Origin of the sequence: Lysinibacillus pakistanensis (genome assembly GCF_030123245.1) — a bacterium.
Taxonomy (GTDB): Bacteria; Bacillota; Bacilli; order Bacillales_A; family Planococcaceae; genus Lysinibacillus; species Lysinibacillus pakistanensis.
Genome location: NZ_CP126101.1, coordinates 1717983 through 1735214, shown reverse-complemented (window position 1 = coordinate 1735214; position 17232 = coordinate 1717983). Strand labels below are relative to the sequence as shown.

General features: G+C 38.0%; 14 protein-coding genes, 1 pseudogene and 2 riboswitches. Of the genes and pseudogenes, 2 read left to right on the top strand and 13 right to left on the bottom strand.

Annotated elements, in window-relative coordinates; genetic code table 11:
- Positions 1-13: 13 nt before the first annotated feature.
- The 3 genes and pseudogenes from ribE to QNH24_RS08205 all read right to left on the bottom strand — a co-directional run bounded on the left by ribE (position 14) and on the right by QNH24_RS08205 (position 3116).
- Positions 14-652 carry a riboflavin synthase gene (gene ribE / locus QNH24_RS08215; RefSeq protein ID WP_283871577.1) on the bottom strand — a complete coding sequence of 213 codons (639 nt, stop codon included), beginning with the start codon at positions 650-652 and terminating at the stop codon, positions 14-16.
- A gap of 235 nt (positions 653-887) precedes the next feature.
- Positions 888-1013: riboswitch (FMN riboswitch) on the bottom strand.
- 121 nt (positions 1014-1134) lie between these two features.
- Positions 1135-1260: riboswitch (FMN riboswitch) on the bottom strand.
- A gap of 25 nt (positions 1261-1285) precedes the next feature.
- On the bottom strand, positions 1286-2164 hold the full coding sequence (locus QNH24_RS08210) for an aminoglycoside 6-adenylyltransferase (protein WP_283871576.1): 879 nt from the start codon (positions 2162-2164) through the stop codon (positions 1286-1288).
- 51 nt (positions 2165-2215) lie between these two features.
- Positions 2216-3116: pseudogene (locus tag QNH24_RS08205) on the bottom strand (SDR family oxidoreductase).
- A 364-nt stretch (positions 3117-3480) separates the two neighbouring features.
- Between QNH24_RS08205 and QNH24_RS08200 the strand changes: the two are divergent.
- Positions 3481-4098 (top strand): HAD hydrolase-like protein, encoded by a 618-nt coding sequence (locus tag QNH24_RS08200; RefSeq protein WP_283871575.1) that lies wholly within the window; start codon positions 3481-3483, stop codon positions 4096-4098.
- Between the two features lie 47 nt (positions 4099-4145).
- Here QNH24_RS08200 and QNH24_RS08195 read toward each other — a convergent pair whose 3' ends face one another.
- The 3 genes from QNH24_RS08195 to QNH24_RS08180 all read right to left on the bottom strand — a co-directional run bounded on the left by QNH24_RS08195 (position 4146) and on the right by QNH24_RS08180 (position 7119).
- Positions 4146-4970 (bottom strand): methyl-accepting chemotaxis protein, encoded by an 825-nt coding sequence (locus QNH24_RS08195; RefSeq protein WP_283871574.1) that lies wholly within the window; start codon positions 4968-4970, stop codon positions 4146-4148.
- Positions 4971-5164: 194 nt separating this feature from the next.
- Positions 5165-6157: a VanW family protein gene (locus QNH24_RS08190; RefSeq protein WP_283871573.1), complete on the bottom strand. Its 993-nt coding sequence runs from the start codon at positions 6155-6157 to the stop codon at positions 5165-5167.
- A 338-nt stretch (positions 6158-6495) separates the two neighbouring features.
- Positions 6496-7119, bottom strand: a complete 624-nt coding sequence (locus QNH24_RS08180) for a transmembrane-type terpene cyclase (RefSeq protein ID WP_283871572.1) — start codon at positions 7117-7119, stop codon at positions 6496-6498.
- Positions 7120-7266: 147 nt separating this feature from the next.
- On the opposite strand from QNH24_RS08180, the gene pgeF reads away from it, so the two are divergent.
- Positions 7267-8031, top strand: a complete 765-nt coding sequence (gene pgeF, locus QNH24_RS08175) for a peptidoglycan editing factor PgeF (protein ID WP_283871571.1) — start codon at positions 7267-7269, stop codon at positions 8029-8031.
- Positions 8032-8129: 98 nt separating this feature from the next.
- Here pgeF and QNH24_RS08170 read toward each other — a convergent pair whose 3' ends face one another.
- The 7 genes from QNH24_RS08170 to QNH24_RS08140 form a co-directional block, all read right to left on the bottom strand.
- The gene (locus tag QNH24_RS08170) at positions 8130-9491 is read right to left on the bottom strand and encodes an amino acid permease (protein WP_283871570.1); all 1362 of its coding nucleotides are present in this window, start codon (positions 9489-9491) and stop codon (positions 8130-8132) included.
- A 265-nt stretch (positions 9492-9756) separates the two neighbouring features.
- Positions 9757-9966 (bottom strand): hypothetical protein, encoded by a 210-nt coding sequence (locus tag QNH24_RS08165; protein WP_283871569.1) that lies wholly within the window; start codon positions 9964-9966, stop codon positions 9757-9759.
- Between the two features lie 30 nt (positions 9967-9996).
- On the bottom strand, positions 9997-11517 hold the full coding sequence (locus QNH24_RS08160; protein WP_283871568.1) for an NCS1 family transporter: 1521 nt from the start codon (positions 11515-11517) through the stop codon (positions 9997-9999).
- A 143-nt stretch (positions 11518-11660) separates the two neighbouring features.
- A complete protein-coding gene (gene preA, locus QNH24_RS08155; protein ID WP_283871567.1) occupies positions 11661-12923 on the bottom strand; it encodes an NAD-dependent dihydropyrimidine dehydrogenase subunit PreA in 1263 nt (420 codons plus the stop codon).
- A 13-nt stretch (positions 12924-12936) separates the two neighbouring features.
- Positions 12937-14304 (bottom strand): NAD(P)-dependent oxidoreductase, encoded by a 1368-nt coding sequence (locus QNH24_RS08150; RefSeq protein ID WP_283871566.1) that lies wholly within the window; start codon positions 14302-14304, stop codon positions 12937-12939.
- Positions 14305-14403: 99 nt separating this feature from the next.
- Positions 14404-15807: a dihydropyrimidinase gene (hydA, locus tag QNH24_RS08145; protein WP_283871565.1), complete on the bottom strand. Its 1404-nt coding sequence runs from the start codon at positions 15805-15807 to the stop codon at positions 14404-14406.
- A gap of 43 nt (positions 15808-15850) precedes the next feature.
- Complete coding sequence (locus QNH24_RS08140) at positions 15851-17095, bottom strand: Zn-dependent hydrolase (RefSeq protein ID WP_283871564.1); 1245 nt, start codon at positions 17093-17095, stop codon at positions 15851-15853.
- Positions 17096-17232 lie beyond the last annotated feature (137 nt).

Here is a 17232-nt window from a genome sequence, read left to right as displayed (position 1 = left end):
TCCTCACTTTTTGTTAAAATCCGTTTTGTGCTAAAAAGTCTCTCGTAATAGTTGGTGCTTCCTGACTATGCTTTAGCTGGTGCAAAATGTATTTTCCAACTAAATCCGTTTCAATATTCACTGGAGCGCCAATTTTCTTCATACCTAAAATAGTTTCTTTATACGTGTGTGGTATCAGTGATACTGTGACACTTTTTTGCTCAACGTGAAAAAGCGTTAAGCTCGTACCATCAATCGTAATGGAGCCTTTTGGAATACAATAGTTTGTTAAATCCTCGGATAGCTCAATATCGATATAAACTGCGTTTGCTAATGGTCGTTTACGTACTATTTTCCCTACTCCATCCACATGCCCTGCTACAAAATGGCCACCAAATCTTCCATTTGCAGGCATGGCACGCTCTAAGTTAACTGGGTCTCCTACAGCAAGCTGCTGCAAATTTGTTGCCTTCACCGTTTCTGGCATGACATCCATCGTTAGCTCTTGATCCGTAAAATTTGTCACTGTTAAACAAACGCCATTGACAGCTATACTGTCTCCGAGCTTTACATCCTCTATCATTTTTGCTGAAAGAATCGTTATTTTCATACTTTGCTGATCTGTTTGCAAGGTTTTCACTGTGCCAATATCCTCAATAATCCCTGTAAACATTTTTCCACCTACTTTCTTTCTACGCGTTAAAGGCTCTATCCATCGGTTTTGGGATTCTATCCATCAAGTTTTTGAGGTCAATCCTTCGCTTTTCTAATGCTATCAATCACTTTAAGCGTTCTATCCCATCAAAGAAAAAACCCCCTTCGCTTGAAAGGGGTTTGGGAGTTTATATAAATAAGACGTCAGCAAATAAACCTTATGAAATCCCATATTTTTCATAGGCCGCCATCTCATCGTTCTTCTCCCATCCAGACTATCACTGTCGGTTTTGGATTTGCACCAAATCAGCTTTCGCTCACGGACTTTGAACTGCTTCATCACCGCCGATTGGGAATTTCACCCTACCCCGAAGAACATGCAGCTATTTAATTTTTTCACTAAATAAAAAAACCTCCCAATCTAAACGATGGGAAGTAGTTAACATAAAAGCATAATCAAATAATCCTTATAAATTCATTCGAATTTAAAAAGATTGCACTTTTACCCTTCTCCCATCCAGACTGTCACTGTCGGTTTTGGATTTGCACCAAATCAGCTTTCGCTCACGGACTTTGAATTGCTTCATCACCGCCGATTGGGAATTTCACCCTACCCCGAAGGATTTTTATTTAGCTTAATCATACGATAACACTATTTTATAATATTATCCACAAAATTGTTTACTAAAAATTTCTGATAAACTTCATCCACATACACTCTTATATTCTTTTCATAAACAGGATATTCTACTTCAAGCCTTGTAGCCACTTGCTGTGATGCCTTTGCGAATAAATCAAAGGCTAGTAATAATGCTTGCCATATAGCTTTTTTAGAGGATAACTCAAAGGTCCCCATCAATTGTGAAACTTCCTCTGCATGTAAATACTGAGATATATACTTATAACGTTTGCCAACACTTAAGCTAAATTCTGTTTCAAAGCCAACTCGCCAAGATAGCATTCGAAGTAATTCTTCCCGTAAAATATGTTCAAAATGGTAATTGGCAAAAAGAAGCTCATTGCGACAAATGCCTTTTACTACATAAGTTGAAACCATCCAAAATTCATTGCAACAATCGTCAAATGAACGTGCACTTGGCTTTTGTACATGATACGTAACATCTGTTGCTTCAGGAACATTTAAACAGCGCTGGTCTTTATCCAGAATGATTTCTAAAAGTCCATCATTTTCAAGATAAAGCTCCAATTCTTCAATAGGGACTAGAGTCAAATCAATTTTTGAATGATCGATAAATAACATTAAATAGGAAAACCAATTGCCTAGTTCTGGTGGAAATAATTCCATATCCTCTGGGGTTTGTGTTATTAATCGCTCGCCTAAGAAATCAATCCATTTATTATTTTCAAGAAAAGCTGCCATATCAGTTACAACAAAGGAAATATCATAATCCTGAAAATCATCCCTTGGCACATTGTGATTTGTTCTTGAACCCTCCATTCCTACTACTCGAATGCGTTCATCCTTTTTAGCAAAATCTAATAGTTTATCAATAGGTCGAGTATTTTCCATATCATTTCTCCCTTAGCAATATATCTGCTATTTATAATAGCAAATAGATACTTATGTTTCCGTCATGATGCCACCATTGACGTGCAAAACCTGACCAGTAACAAAAGAAGAATCATCAGAAGCTAAATAAATATAAGTAGGTGCAAGCTCAAATGGCTGACCTGCTCGCTTCATCGGTGTTTCTAAGCCAAATGTTTTGACATATTCTGCTGAATAGCTAGAGACAATTAGTGGTGTCCAAATTGGGCCAGGGGCAACTGCATTCACTCGTATTCCCTTTCTCGCTAATTGTAAGGATAAAGACCTAGTGAAAGAGACAATCGCTCCTTTCGTGGAGGAATAATCGACAAGTAACGGAGCCCCAGCGTAAGCTGTCACGGAAGCAGTGGAAATAATTTCCCCACCCTGCTTCATATAAGGTAATCCTGCCTTTGTCATATGAAAATGCGGAAAAATATTGGTTTCAAACGTATCATACAATTGTTCATTTGAGATATCCAAAATGCTTTGCTGCGGAAATTGGACACCTTGATTTAAAATCAGTATATCTAGCTTACCAAAACAGTCCATCGTTTTTCTTACTACTTCCTTAGAAAACTCAGGATGACGTAAGTCCCCTTCAATCAATAGAATGGACTGCCCATGCCTCCACCATTTGCTTCGTTGCTTCTGCATCAGATCGTTCATGTGGCATATAGGTAATAGTCATATGAGCTCCTTCCTTTGCAAACCCAATAGCAACAGCACGACCAATTCCACTTTCTCCCCCAGTAATTATGGCGATTTTCCCCTGTAATTTTCCACTTCCTTTGTATGCCGGATTGTCAGAAATAGGAATTGGTTGCATAACATATTCTAGCCCTGGCTGTATATCTTGATGCTGCGGAGGGAATGTGATGGGAACTTGCTTACACTTCGTTTCATATCCAATATAAGGATATTTCGGAATCATATCGTGACCTCCTTCCAATATTACATTCAAACTACATAATTCGACATGATTAGATATATGTTGCAAACGCTAGAAAAAGACCTACAAACTGTACTATCTTGCATTGCTATATCATTAATATTGTTTGTAATTCGTCAATGCTTTTCATATTCAATGGCATCATTTTCCGATACAATATTTACCATAGCGATATCCATTTTGTATTTAACATATTGAAAAAAATACTCACCCAGAGTCATTTACCACCACCTGCTTCATATGCTATAGAATCATGTCATAATACTTTAAATCGGATTTCTTTGATACGTAACATTTTCAAGGAAGAAGCGTCTATAAAAGTAGAACATAAAGGAGAACATTTTCAATGAAATATATCATCTTTGATTTTGATGGCACATTGGCTGATTCTACGGCTGTATTTGCGTCAGCTTGGAATACACTTGCACAAAAATATAAATTTAAAGGAATAGAGTTTAAGGAAATCGAATCCTTAAAAAAATTATCCATGGCAGAGCGTAGTAAATTATTTGATTTTCCAATGTATAAATTACCTATGATTTTACCTCAATTTTATCGTTTATATCGGCAGTCCTTAAACGAGGTTCATCTTTATGAAGGGATCAAGGATGTACTCACGGAAATTGATAAGAAAGGCTATAAAATCCTTATCATATCGTCCAATTCCCAGGAAAATATTTTAGAATTTCTAAAAATGAATGGTATTCAATGTGTTTCAAATGTACTTTGCTCAAATCGTATTTTTGGGAAGGATAAAGTGTTGAAGAAATTTTTAAAGGATTCCAGCAGCACGGCATCAGACGTTTTATATATAGGGGATGAACAAAGAGATATTGTAGCATGTAAAAAAGTCGGGGTACCAATTATTTGGGTTTCTTGGGGATATGATTCTATTGAGGTGATTCAACAGGAAGAGCCTGAATATAAAGTAAATGCTCCAAAGGAAATTTTAGATATTATTTAATCTAAGAGGGGGTATGGCCATAAAATGGATTGGCTATACCCTTCTTTTTAATTTTTCACTTCACTAATATGCATTAATTTTTCTGCTGTGCTATTAACACCTTTATAGGCATCTGTTAATTTATACATGCTAGCCGAAAACTGTTGAGTAAATGCGGCAATTTGGTTTGCTGATTCATTTACTTGGTCGATGGCTTGTTTAATACTCTCTAATTGGTTTGTAATGCTATTCGCACTTTCGGTACTGCTTTGAGACATTTTTTGAATCTCAGTGGCAACTACGGCAAAGCCACGTCCATGCTCACCAGAACGAGCTGCTTCAATGGATGCATTTAGTCCAAGAATTTTCGATTTCATCGCTAAATCTTTGACTAAATCTACAATAGTATTAATTTGTTGAATATCACCAGTCATAGACTCTGAGAACCTAGATAGTTCCTCTAATCGATCGGAAACATCTACACTTGCCTTTGCTAATTCTTCATTCGTCGCAGTCATTTCCTCCACTGAGCTCGACAGCTCTGTTGCTAGTAATCGCATGTGATCCATTTTTTCATTTGAAAGGATTGAACTAATAACACCAATTACTTGTCCACCTTCAAAAATAGGCTGTGCAGATGCAATATAGGCCATGCCAAAATCCTCAGCACTTCGCTCTTCTCGGATAAATCTCCCTGAGCTAAGTGCCTTTTCAGTTGTTGTTCCACTATATTTATCTACAGAATCACCAACACAAACCTTTAAATCCACTTGTTTTCCTGGCTTATAGGCAATGACTTTCTCTGTATCTGCTACAATTATACAAGCATCTTCTGGATAGGTTACCTGGTAAAAATCGATTGAGTCTATGATTGCCTGCAGCTTTGCATGCATTGTCTTTTCCCCTTCCCCATTCACACGATTAAGGTACATCCATCATATAAGGTAATTGAAAGAGTCATATCAATAAAATATTCTCCCTCTTTATCGTGCTGGATGGAACCATTATTATACTGAAATACCTCAGTTTAACTATAGCATGACACCTTTAAAAAGACACCACTGAGCAGAGGTGTCTTTAGCATTAATTATGTTTTTTTCAATAATTCTACATATTTTTCCGCTGTCCTTATCTCAACAGTTAAAAAATTTTTTCCATAAATAGATTGGATTAAAAACGGGACATCACTTGTATTATGAAACCTAAAATCTAAGCCTCCATAGGATACCGTAGCATCCCTTCCCTTTGGAACATAGCCAACATCTAATGAATGATGATGACGTTCCACAAATTTTATTGGTAACTGATCTACTGCATTAAATAAAGTTGATGAGGTTTGGCAAACACCACCACCAATGCCCATCACCAGCTTCTTATTTATAATTTCTGGTGCAGGCTGATAACCATTCTCCTCATCCCTTGGTCCAACAACGGTGTTAAATGAAAAATAATCCCCGCTTCCAACAATGACATTGTGAATCGCTTTTGCAGATAATTCGATGTTTTTATTTCTTCCTCCATCAGCATTATTAAAATAAGTGGTATAGGATGCAACAACGGTTTCCGCCAAATAAGGAATATCTTCCAGATAATAACCGCTTTCTGTTATATAAAGTGGCATCATGACTTTACCACCAGATGCTGAAGCCTCTAATATTCTATCTACCAATTCTTTTTCTTTTAAAACTATCAAAGGACTACCCTTTATTATTTTTCCGTTATCATCCATCCTATCAAGTATCATGCGCTGATCATAGCCAACTGTATCTCCATTTCCTCTTGCCAGCACTTTTGCCAATTGTTCAATTTCCTTTGTATAAGATGGTACATCGCTTTCATAACCCATTTCATTTGGAGAAATTGTTTGTATAACCGCATTTGTGGAGGGATCAACAATTTCCACAACAGTCTCCAATTGTTGCTTTTGCTCATAAGTAACAGCCTGTTTGTTTTCCTTTTGTTCCTGCTCTAAATCTTGCACTTCTTGCTCTTGTTGTTTCTCATTCTCCGATTTTCCTTGACAGCCGAATAATCCAATTGTGCATAACATAAACAGTGCGACCATCCACTGTTTTTTCAATAGCAAGCACCTACCTCTAACGTTATAGTACAGAAACATCTTATTCGTTTGACAATGATAGTGTGTTGCTTTTTGTACATTTTTATTTATTTTCATAAATGAACCGCTCCTGCTTCAGATAGCAGAGAATGGTAAACATTTGTGTTCAGTAGTTGCCATCCTTCATATGTCCTACGCCTATTTGCGTAACTTTTATTGAGAATTTAGCTCTATGACCAGCACTATTCATCCATGCTTTCACAACATCGCTTACTATTTTGCTTTGTAACATCGTTGCTATATGATTGTAATTAGCAAAATGACTAATATTTATTTAAATAAAAACGATTATTCGTATTTTACATAACTCTTTTTTGATAGAGCCGATAAATTAACACAATATAAAGCCAATCATAAAAAAGAGTCGCAAGTGAAATAATGGTAATCAAGGGAGTTCGAAAGTACATATAAAAGCCTACTGCTGCAAATATAGTACCAATCATTTTACAAACTGCTATGCCCATCGATTGACCATTGAGATTTCCTCGTTGTAGTAATAAGGCAATAAACAGCCCTGACATCATCAGATTTTGTGAAAATGCAGCATATTTTCCCGCTATATCATTGAATTCATGCATCATTGCTAAAATAATGAAAAAACATGCACCGAGCGTTATAAAAAATGATGCATAGAATATTTTACCAGGAATTAATTTTTGATATTCTTTATGACCATATTTTAAATATTGCATCACTATAATGATGTCTAATAAAAACCAAAGGAAGGTAATCATTCTTTGGAGATCATTTTGTGGGTACATAAAGGCAAAGATAAATTCCCATGAAATATTGGCACAAATGGCGGCCATTGGCATACCATACTTCTTATCCTGGAATCCCTGTTTGATAATGAGTATATATGTAATAATCCAAAATAGACCCATGCCTAATTGACAAATTAATAAAAACTTTTCTTGAGCCATTAATTTAACACTCCCTCTATATTTTATTCTTCGATACTATATGTGAAGAAATCTATTTTTTATGTCTAAAAATACAATAGAAGGGTATGAGTATTAAGTGCCTATACATTCACAACTCAATTCTATATAGTAAGACGAGGTGATGATATGAAAACAAAAATTTATGTTGATAATGCCCCTTTTATTGCTGGTATTACCTTAAAAGATTGGCACGAGCTAGAACAAAATAATACGGCATTGCATACTTGTGTGAATATAGCGGATGTGCTTGAAAATCGCAAAAATTTAGCAGCTTCGTTGCAATGTGACCTCAATCATTTTGTCTGCATGCAGCAAACGCATAGTGCTAATTTTTATTGTGTTACAGCCTCCGATAAAGGACTAGGAGCTGAACAATTGGATACCGCCATTGCGAATACTGATGCACTTTACACACGTGAGCCAAATCTACTTTTATGTAGCTTTACTGCCGATTGTGTACCAGTTATTTTTTATAATGAAGTCAATGGGCTGATTGGTGTCGTGCATTCAGGCTGGCAAGGGACCGTCAAGGAAGTGACATTGAAGCTTTTCCAGCATTTAATCGAGCAGGAGCATTGTCAGCCACAAGATTTTTATGTACAAATCGGTATGGCGCTGAGTCAACAAAAATTTGAAGTTGATACAGATGTCTATGATAAATTCCATAATTTAGGATACGCTGAAGATTTTATGTATTTTAATGCTCAAACCAATAAATATCATATTGATAATCAACAAACCGTCAAAAAACAATGTGAGCTTGCGGGTATTCCTTCTAAGCAGATTGACATTGATGCAACCTGCACATATCTTAGCCCAAATGGTTTTTCCTATCGCGAAGACAAACAAGCCGGCAGACATTTAAGCTTTATTATGCGAAAAGAACAATAATTAAAAGGGACAATCCACAATTGATTGTCCCTACTCTATTTATAATAAGATCATTTTTCAAATAATATCTAGGGGAGCTCCTATAAGACACCCTCTTCTCACTGCTCATGACGGTTTTTGCCAATGCCAAATACATAATAGCTTATCGTCACTAAAGTTAAGAACATAATTCCTACGATTAATGAAACACGTGTATCATCATTAAACCACATTCCAATTAGTACCATTACTAAAAAAGCAATTGTTAAATAGTTTGTAATCGGAGCAAATGGCATTTTGAACGGGTGCTTAGATAGCTTTGTACCATGTGTTTTTCTGAATCCTATCTGACTGATTAAAATAATAAACCAAGGTACCATTCCTGGTAAAACACTTGCGCTATAAACATAGACAAATAAATTTTCTGGCGCCAAATAGCTTAAGATTACACCAATCACTAGACCTACTAAAACACCTGCCGTCCCGAATAATGGTACCCCATTATGAGAAAGCTTGGCAAAAAACTTCGGAGCTTGTCCATTCATAGCCAATGTATACAACATTCGACCTGCACTGTATATCCCACTATTACAGCCCGACATTGCTGCTGTAATGACGACAAAATTAATAATTCCAGCCGCTGCTGTGATACCTACCTTAGCAAACGTAGCCACAAATGGGCTACCAATTGTCCCCAACTCATTCCATGGATAGACAGTCACAATAACAAAAATGGCACCAATATAGAAGATTAAAATACGCCAAATAATACTTTGAATCGCATTTGTAATCGTTTTTTGAGGATTTTTCGCCTCTCCAGCTGTTATACCAATTAACTCGACTCCTTGATAGGCAGCAACCACTAATGATAAGGCGAAGAAAAAGCCTGTCCAGCCACCTGTAAAGAAACCTCCATGATCCCATAGATTAGATAGCCCAATAGCAATGCCATCATTACCTAGACCAAAGAAAATTAGCCCGATTCCTGCGATAATCATTAAAATAATTGTAACAATTTTTATCATCGCAAACCAAAATTCAAACTCACCAAACGATTTTACTGAAATAAAGTTAGCGACACCTAAAATTATCATTGCAATAAATCCTGGAATCCATGCTGGCAAATTTGGATACCAGTATTGCATATAAGTACCTACTGCAATGATTTCCGACATACCAACAATAATCCACTGAAACCAGTTACTCCATGCTGTTAAATAACCTGCTAACGGATGAATGTATTTATAGCCAAATGTTGCGAAAGAGCCTGTGCTTGGCTCCTTATAAAGCATCTCTCCCATAGCCCGCATAATAAAAAAGATAAAGATACCTGCTATAGCATAGGCAAGAAGCACAGAGGGACCTGTCCACTGAATAGCACTAGCTGAACCCATGAATAGACCAACGCCAATTGTACCGCCTAGCGCAATCATTTGGATATGGCGTGCCTCTAACCCTCTCTTTAATTCTTTGTTTACCACTCGAATAACGCCTCTTTCTTTGATGTTTTTCTAAGTTGAATACTTTTTCTATAATAATAAATACATCCTAAAAATACAATTGTATTTTTAGGAAAAACATATATAAGTCTAAAATTAAAAAAGCATGAATCCGATTCAATACCGAAATCATGCTTAACTATTAAGGGGAAACTTTATAAAGATTTTCTATTTGGGTCAAAAAATAATATAATTATATTATTTCCTAAAAATAATAGAAACAACTAATACACTAACATTTTTTTATTTATTGTAACAATGTTTGCTCTTGAAGTTTGGCTGAAAAGTATTTACGGGCATCCGCTGTTAGAATTTGTAGCAACACAACTTCCTCCTGACGTGCAAACTCTACAAACATTCCACTTAAATTTTCATACACATATTTAATTTTGTAGCCGCTATCTAAAAAATCATCTATTTTTTCAATCTCATCAGTGCTTTGTAAATGTTCTGACATGCCATCACCTCGTCCTCTCTGTTGTCTTATTTATTCAGAACCTTTTATTTCTAATAGCGGATCCGTTGTTTCCACAATATCATCCTCACTAGATTCAACTGTTGGTGTAGGCATTTGAGGCTGGGTGAAAGGCTCATCCAAATTACGCCCAACTGTTATCCCTAAATATTTTGCATCATTTGGATCCTCTATTTCTGCTTGAGGATATTTTTTAAACCACCAATACTTTGCTAACACATAATAAACGAAAGCACCTACAAAAAAACCAACTAATGACGAATAGGTTGAGAAGATATTTGCTACTGCACCACCAATTACCCAGGCAATCAAACCAGCCATATTAAATCCATTGAAATATTTAAACTGCCCCTCTAACTCATAAAGTGCCTTCACATCCACACGACGTTTACGGATTAAATAATAATCAGCAAATAAAATACCAACTATTGCAGTTAAAATACCACCTATAATTAATAGGACATTTACCATCACATCAAATAAGCTCCATGGTTGTGCGAGAATACCGATGATTCCAGCGATAACAACCCCTACCCAGAACGGTACTTTTGGTCCGCCAATATTGGAAAAAATAGTGGCTGCAGGCACTACATTAGCAGAGGTATTTGTCGACCATTGTGCTAACACAATCATTAATAATAAGATGCCTAATATAAATCCACTTGCACTTTGCTGTAAAGCATTGATGGGATCAGCCGAGGCAACAGCCATATAGCATACTGCTCCTATTGTGACAATAAATGTGTTTGTAATCGGCATAACAATTAGTGAACCAACAAGCTGTGTTTTATTCCGTTTGAACCAGTTACGCTCATTTTTAGGTGCTTTAAAGTATCTTGATAATGAGGGCATATCAGCCGCCAGTGTTGCCCAAAAGCCCATATTTGCCATCACAACCACCATAAAGGCAGTAAAGGCGGCAAAGCCTGTTGTTGGGGCTTCTACCCACGTCCAAATATTTTTCCCTTGAGATGTTGCATTATCTGCCAATGTGTAATACATCCAACAGGAAATTAAAATAATGACAGGGGCTGCTAAATCAGCAAAGCGCTCAATGGATTTAATGCCCAGAGATGTATTAAAAAGCTGAAGTGCTGCAAACACTAGGAAACAGATAAACCAATTATCAAAACCAAAAAGTAAATTTAAAATACCGTTAATTGCTAATGCCCCAAAATACGTATTAAGTCCAAACCAACAGGCAGCTGTAACGCCACGAACGAGGGAAGGTACATGGGTGCCAAATGTACCGAATGGTGCGCGCATATAGACAGGAAAGGAAAGCCCATGTTCTATACCAATATCACCTATTAACGTCATAAAGACACCGATTAAACAAGAGCCTATCAATGTTGCTAAAATTACCATTGGCAATGGTAAGTTAATAATTGCTGATCCACCAATTGCAAAAGCCGCTAATACAATGGCCATTCCGATCCAAATTACCGCAAAACCAAATGTTCCAATATTTCTTTGTTGATGTGTCACTGGAAGTAAATCTGGGGATTTTAAATAATTCCCTTCACGTTCCATTCTGTTTCTCTCCTTTTTTCTCTAATTTCCGTGACAACTTACATGAGGTTAATCCTTCCTTCAACTATAGGGTTGCAGGAAGGTGGAATTTAGTTTATCCCGCATAAATGTGTAGTAAATGCCCTTACTAAAAACCTTTAGGATTATTTCGCAAGACTACTAATCAGCGTTTGACGTTGATTCCATGTCATTGGCGGAATGGTTGATTTTCGTTCCACCATTGTAATAGCACTTTCTACTGGGCAAACAATAGAGCATAAATTACAGCCTACACAATCCTCCTCTCGAACTTTTAACATTGGGCGACCATCCTCTGTATAGAGGTCAATACATTGATGTGATGTATCCTCACAAGCAATATGACACTTATTGCAATTAATACACACATCATTATTAATTTCGGCGACAATTTTATAATTTAAGTCTAAATCACCCCAGTTAGAATATCTTAGAACGGAGCGACCAACTAAATCCATCACTGAAGCTAGACCTTTATCATCTAAATAATTATTTAGACCATCAATCATATCCTCAACAATACTAAATCCATGGTGCATTGCTGCTGTACAAACCTGTACCCCTGTCGCACCCATTAAAATAAATTCAGCTGCATCCTGCCAATTAGAGATTCCACCAATACCTGAAATCGGAACATTGACTAAAGGATTGCGCGCACACTCTGCAACCATATTAAGTGCAATTGGTTTAACTGCAGGTCCACAATAACCACCATGTGCACCCTTACCTGCTACATGAGGTACTGTATTCCAAGAATCTAAATCAACACCTGCTAAACTGTTAATCGTATTAATCATACTGACTGCATCTGCTCCACCTCTTGTCGCCGCCTCCGCCGTTACAGTAATATCCGTAATGTTTGGCGTTAGCTTAACAATCACAGGTGTACGTGCCGCTTCCTTTACCCAGTACGTTTGCTTTTCCACCAATTCAGGGACTTGACCAGAGGCAGAACCCATGCCTCGTTCTGCCATCCCATGTGGACAACCAAAGTTAAGCTCAAGACCATCAACCCCCACATCTTCTACACGCTTCACAATTTCATGCCACTTCTCCTGCTTTGGCTCCACCATTAAGGAGGCAATAATTGCGTGATTAGGAAATTTCTTTTTCGTGTCATAGATTTCTTGTAAATTTACTTCTAATGGTCGATCCGTAATTAATTCGATATTATTAAAGCCTGCCACACGTTGACCATTAAAACTGACAGCGGCAAAACGGGATGACACATTTAAAATCGGTTCTCCTAACGTCTTCCAAACAGCACCGCCCCAGCCTGCTTCAAATGCACGCTGTACTTGATAACCCGAATTTGTCGGTGGTGCGGATGCTAGCCAAAATGGATTCGGCGATTGGATGCCCGCTAAATTAATTTGTAAGTCTGCCATGTAAGTTCCCCCTTTATGCAATCTCACTTGGTTTTCTTAAACGTTCATGAATCTTGTATGCTGCATCTTTCCCTTGCTGCACAGCGGTCACCACCATCGCTTCACCCTGTCCATTGCCAAAGACAACATCTCCACAGGCAAATACTTTGTCATTGGACGTTTGCATTGTCGTCTCATCTATATCGACGACCCCATTTGTATTCGCTAAACCGAATGCTTCAATTAATGAAACAAAACGAGTTTGCCCAATGGCTTTAATGACAGCATCTACTTCAATGATAAAATTAGAATTCTTCACTTCCTCTGGTCTTTGACGACCATCAGGCCCTGCCTCACCAAGCTTCATTTTCACACATTCAATGCCTATCACATGGCCTGCTTCATTGCCAATAATTTTCTTTGGTGCCGTCAACCATTTAAATTCCACACCATCCTGCTTGGCAAATTCATATTCAAATTTGTAGGCAGTCATTTCTTTTTGTGTTCTGCGATAAAGAATTTGTACATTTTCTGCTCCTAATCGCACCGCACTTGTAGCACCATCAATCGCTGTATTTCCAGCACCAATAACAGCTACTTTTTTCCCAACGATGTCATTTGTAAGCGGTCCCATTTTTGTTTTTCGAACAAACTCAATCGCATCATGCACACCTTCTAAATCTTCCCCTTCAATGCCCAGATTCGGTACAGCCCCCATACCGACAGCTAAAATGACACTGTCATATTGTGCCAAAATTTCATCTGCAGAAATATCCACACCAACAGCTGTATTCGTTTGAATATTCACACCAAGCTGTTCAATTTGCTCCACTTCCCAATCCACCACTTCATTAGGCAAACGGAATGCAACAATACCATAGCTTCCCAGACCACCAGCCTTTGCTTCTGCCTCATAGATTGTTACCTGGTAGCCTAAGCGACCAAGCTCACGTGCTGCCGATAAACCAGCAGGACCCGCCCCAATGATGGCTACTTTCTGTCCGTTATTTTGCCCTGACTTAAATAGCTGTGTATTGGTTTCCATCGCCCAATCTGTTGCATAACGCTGTAACTCTCCAATTTTAATTGGCTTTGTAGAAGAATTTAAGACACACGCCCCTTCACATAATTCCTCCGTTGGACAAACCCTTGCACAGCTTGCACCAATAGGATTTGCTTCTAATATAGTCGTAGCAGAACCCTTCATATTACCAGATGCAATTTTTTTTATGAAATTTGGGATTTGAATGCTTGTTGGACAAGCTTTAATACATGGTGCATCGTAGCAATACAGACAACGGTTGGCTTCCTCAATAGCCTCATTCTTTGTCATTTTGCTTTTTAATTCCATAAAATTACGTCTAAGCTGCATGGTCATTGCATTTTCTTGATTCGGAACCATTTCCACATCCCCCTCATGAGAGCATTTTTTCCGTACACCAATTACTAGACCGATTGCTTTGCTCTCCACCCAAAGCAATCGGTCCTATACTGAAGGAAGCTACATGTTAAGTGCTTCCGCAGCTACTGTTTTTAATGGACGTTTAATATATTGGCCGCTACCTAGTACCCCGACAAATTCTTTATTTTTAATGACATATTCCCCACGTACTAGTACGCTAACTGGCTCACCTGTAACGTCCCAGCCTTCATATGGGTTATAGTCCACATTCATGTGATGTGTTTTAGCAGAAATTTGGCGTTTTGCCTCAGGGTCAAAAATGACAATATCCGCATCAGAACCGATAGCAATCGTTCCTTTTTGCGGGAATAACCCAAATATTTTAGCTGCACTTGTAGAAATCATATCAACAAATTCATGGATTGTAATTCTACCTTTTGCGACACCTTCCGAATATAAAATACTAAAGCGATCCTCAATGAATGGCCCACCGTTTGGAATTTTTGAGAAATCATTTAAGCCTAGCTGTTTTTTACCCTTAAAGCTAAAAGAGCATTGGTCAGAGCCAATTGTCTGTAGCTGCTTGGCCTTTAATGCATTCCATAAATGTTCTTGATGGTATTTCGGACGAAGAGGTGGTGACCAAACATATTTTGCTCCCTCAAAGCCTGGCTGCGCTAAAGCTGATTGATCGAGTGTTAAATATGGTGGACATGTTTCACCATAGACGTCATACCCTTTTTCACGAGCAGCAATAATTTCATCTACCGCTTCTTTGCATGTTACATGTACCACATATAGCTTCGCTCCAGCTATATGTGCTAATTCGATGGCACGCTTTGTCGCCTCACCCTCTAATTCGGCTGGTCGAGTCAGTGCATGATAAATCGGTTCTTTATGTCCCGCACGTCTTGCTTCCTCGACAAGCTCATCAATGACAGAGCCATTCTCACAATGCACCATGACCACTGCGCCAAGATCTTTGGCAATTTTAAAGGCTTTAAATAGTGTACGATCTGTCGCTTGAAATTCTTTTGCATAGGCCATAAAGACTTTTACAGAGGTTATGCCCTCCTGCTCCAATAATTGTGGTAATTCGGCTTCGGTTTCAGGTGTTAAATCACCAATCATCAGATGGAACCCATAGTCAATCGCTGACTTTCCTTTGGCCTTGTCATGCCATTTTTCCACGGCTGCTGATAATTTTTCCTCACCTGCTGTTAAACAAAAATCTAAAATAGTGGTTGTCCCACCAAAGGCCGCCGCAATCGTACCTGATTTCCAATCATCATCTGTCACCGTATTATTGAATGGCATATCTAAATGCGTATGCGGATCAATGCCACCAGGTAACACGATTTTACCAGTGGCATCAATAATTTCAGCGCCATCATCGGCTAAATGTTGTCCAATTTGAATAATTTTTCCGTTGTCAATTAAAATATCAGCCTCAAATACATCCGCGGCAGTAACCACTCGCCCACCTTTAATAATTTTTTTCACAGTGCTCCTCACCCTTCTTACAAAATGGAGATTGCTTGATTTTTTAATGCAATGTATAGGTTTCATCCATACTAAATTTTGTTTGTAGCGTTAGAACTGTTTCTAGTAAAATATCAGCTCCCTTAGCACAATCCTCAAAGCTCGTTCTTTCCTCCTCACAATGACTTCTCCCTTGAATACTTGGAACAAAAATCATTGCGGAAGGGGTCATACTAGCCATATACTGGGCATCATGTCCTGCTCCACTAAACATACGATGAGCAGAATAACCAAAGCTCTGACAGGCACTTTCTACCTCGTTACAAATTGCTGCATCAAAATATACCGTATCCCTACCCCAAAGCTTAACCGGTCGAATGCTACAGCCCTCTACCGTTGTCGGAAGAGTTTTAAGGATATCTTCAACCCGCTGCATTACCTCTGCCTTTTGATGGCGTGAATCAATGGTAAATGTCACTGTATTTGGAATTACTGTATGAATATTTGGTGAGACATTCATGCGGCCAAAGGTATAAACGAGTTGTTCATCAATTTTTCCTAACTGGTCATGTAACTCTGTTATAATTGTGGATGCAACAAGCATTGGATCTTGCCGCATGGACATCGGGGTAGTACCAGCATGGTTGGATTGCCCGGTAACGGTAATTTCATAGCAAACCATTCCAAGTACTCCCTCAACAACACCAATTTCATGCTTCATTGCCTCCAATACAGGCCCTTGCTCTATATGCAACTCTAAATAGACAAGCGCTTCATTCAGACGATTTTCTTGCTCTCCCTCATAGCCACTTGCTCGTAATGCTTCCTCAAAGCGAATTCCATTTTTATCAGTGGATTGTAGCATCTTTTCTTTCTCAAATTTTGATGTAATGACACCAGAGCTCATCATCGCAGGATCGAAACGAGCGCCTTCCTCATTTGTAAAATTAACAATCATAAGTGGAATGTCTAGCTCAATATCGTTTTCCTTAATTGTTCGAATGGCCTCAATAGCTGTTAATACCCCTAACACACCATCAAATTTCCCCCCTTTTTCTACTGAATCTAAATGTGATCCCAACACAATTGGTGGAACATCCTTTTTTCCTGGTAGAACCCCATAAATATTTCCCATATCATCTATCTTTATTTCCATCCCTAATTCTTCACAACATTCACAAAAATAGTTTCGTGCTAAAACATCTTCATTTGAAAGAGACAAACGGGTTACGCCACCATTTTCAGTAGCTCCAAATTGACTAAATTGTTCAATTAACTCTTGCAATCTTCTACTATTACACTTATACATATGCAAGTCCTCTCTTTCACAGTAGTTAATAAACATTCTAAAATAGATAAAAATTGAGAGATATAGATAGAAAACTAAAAAAATCTGTGCATCTGCACATGATATATGGTAAGTTATGTTCATAATTAAGGGGGGAA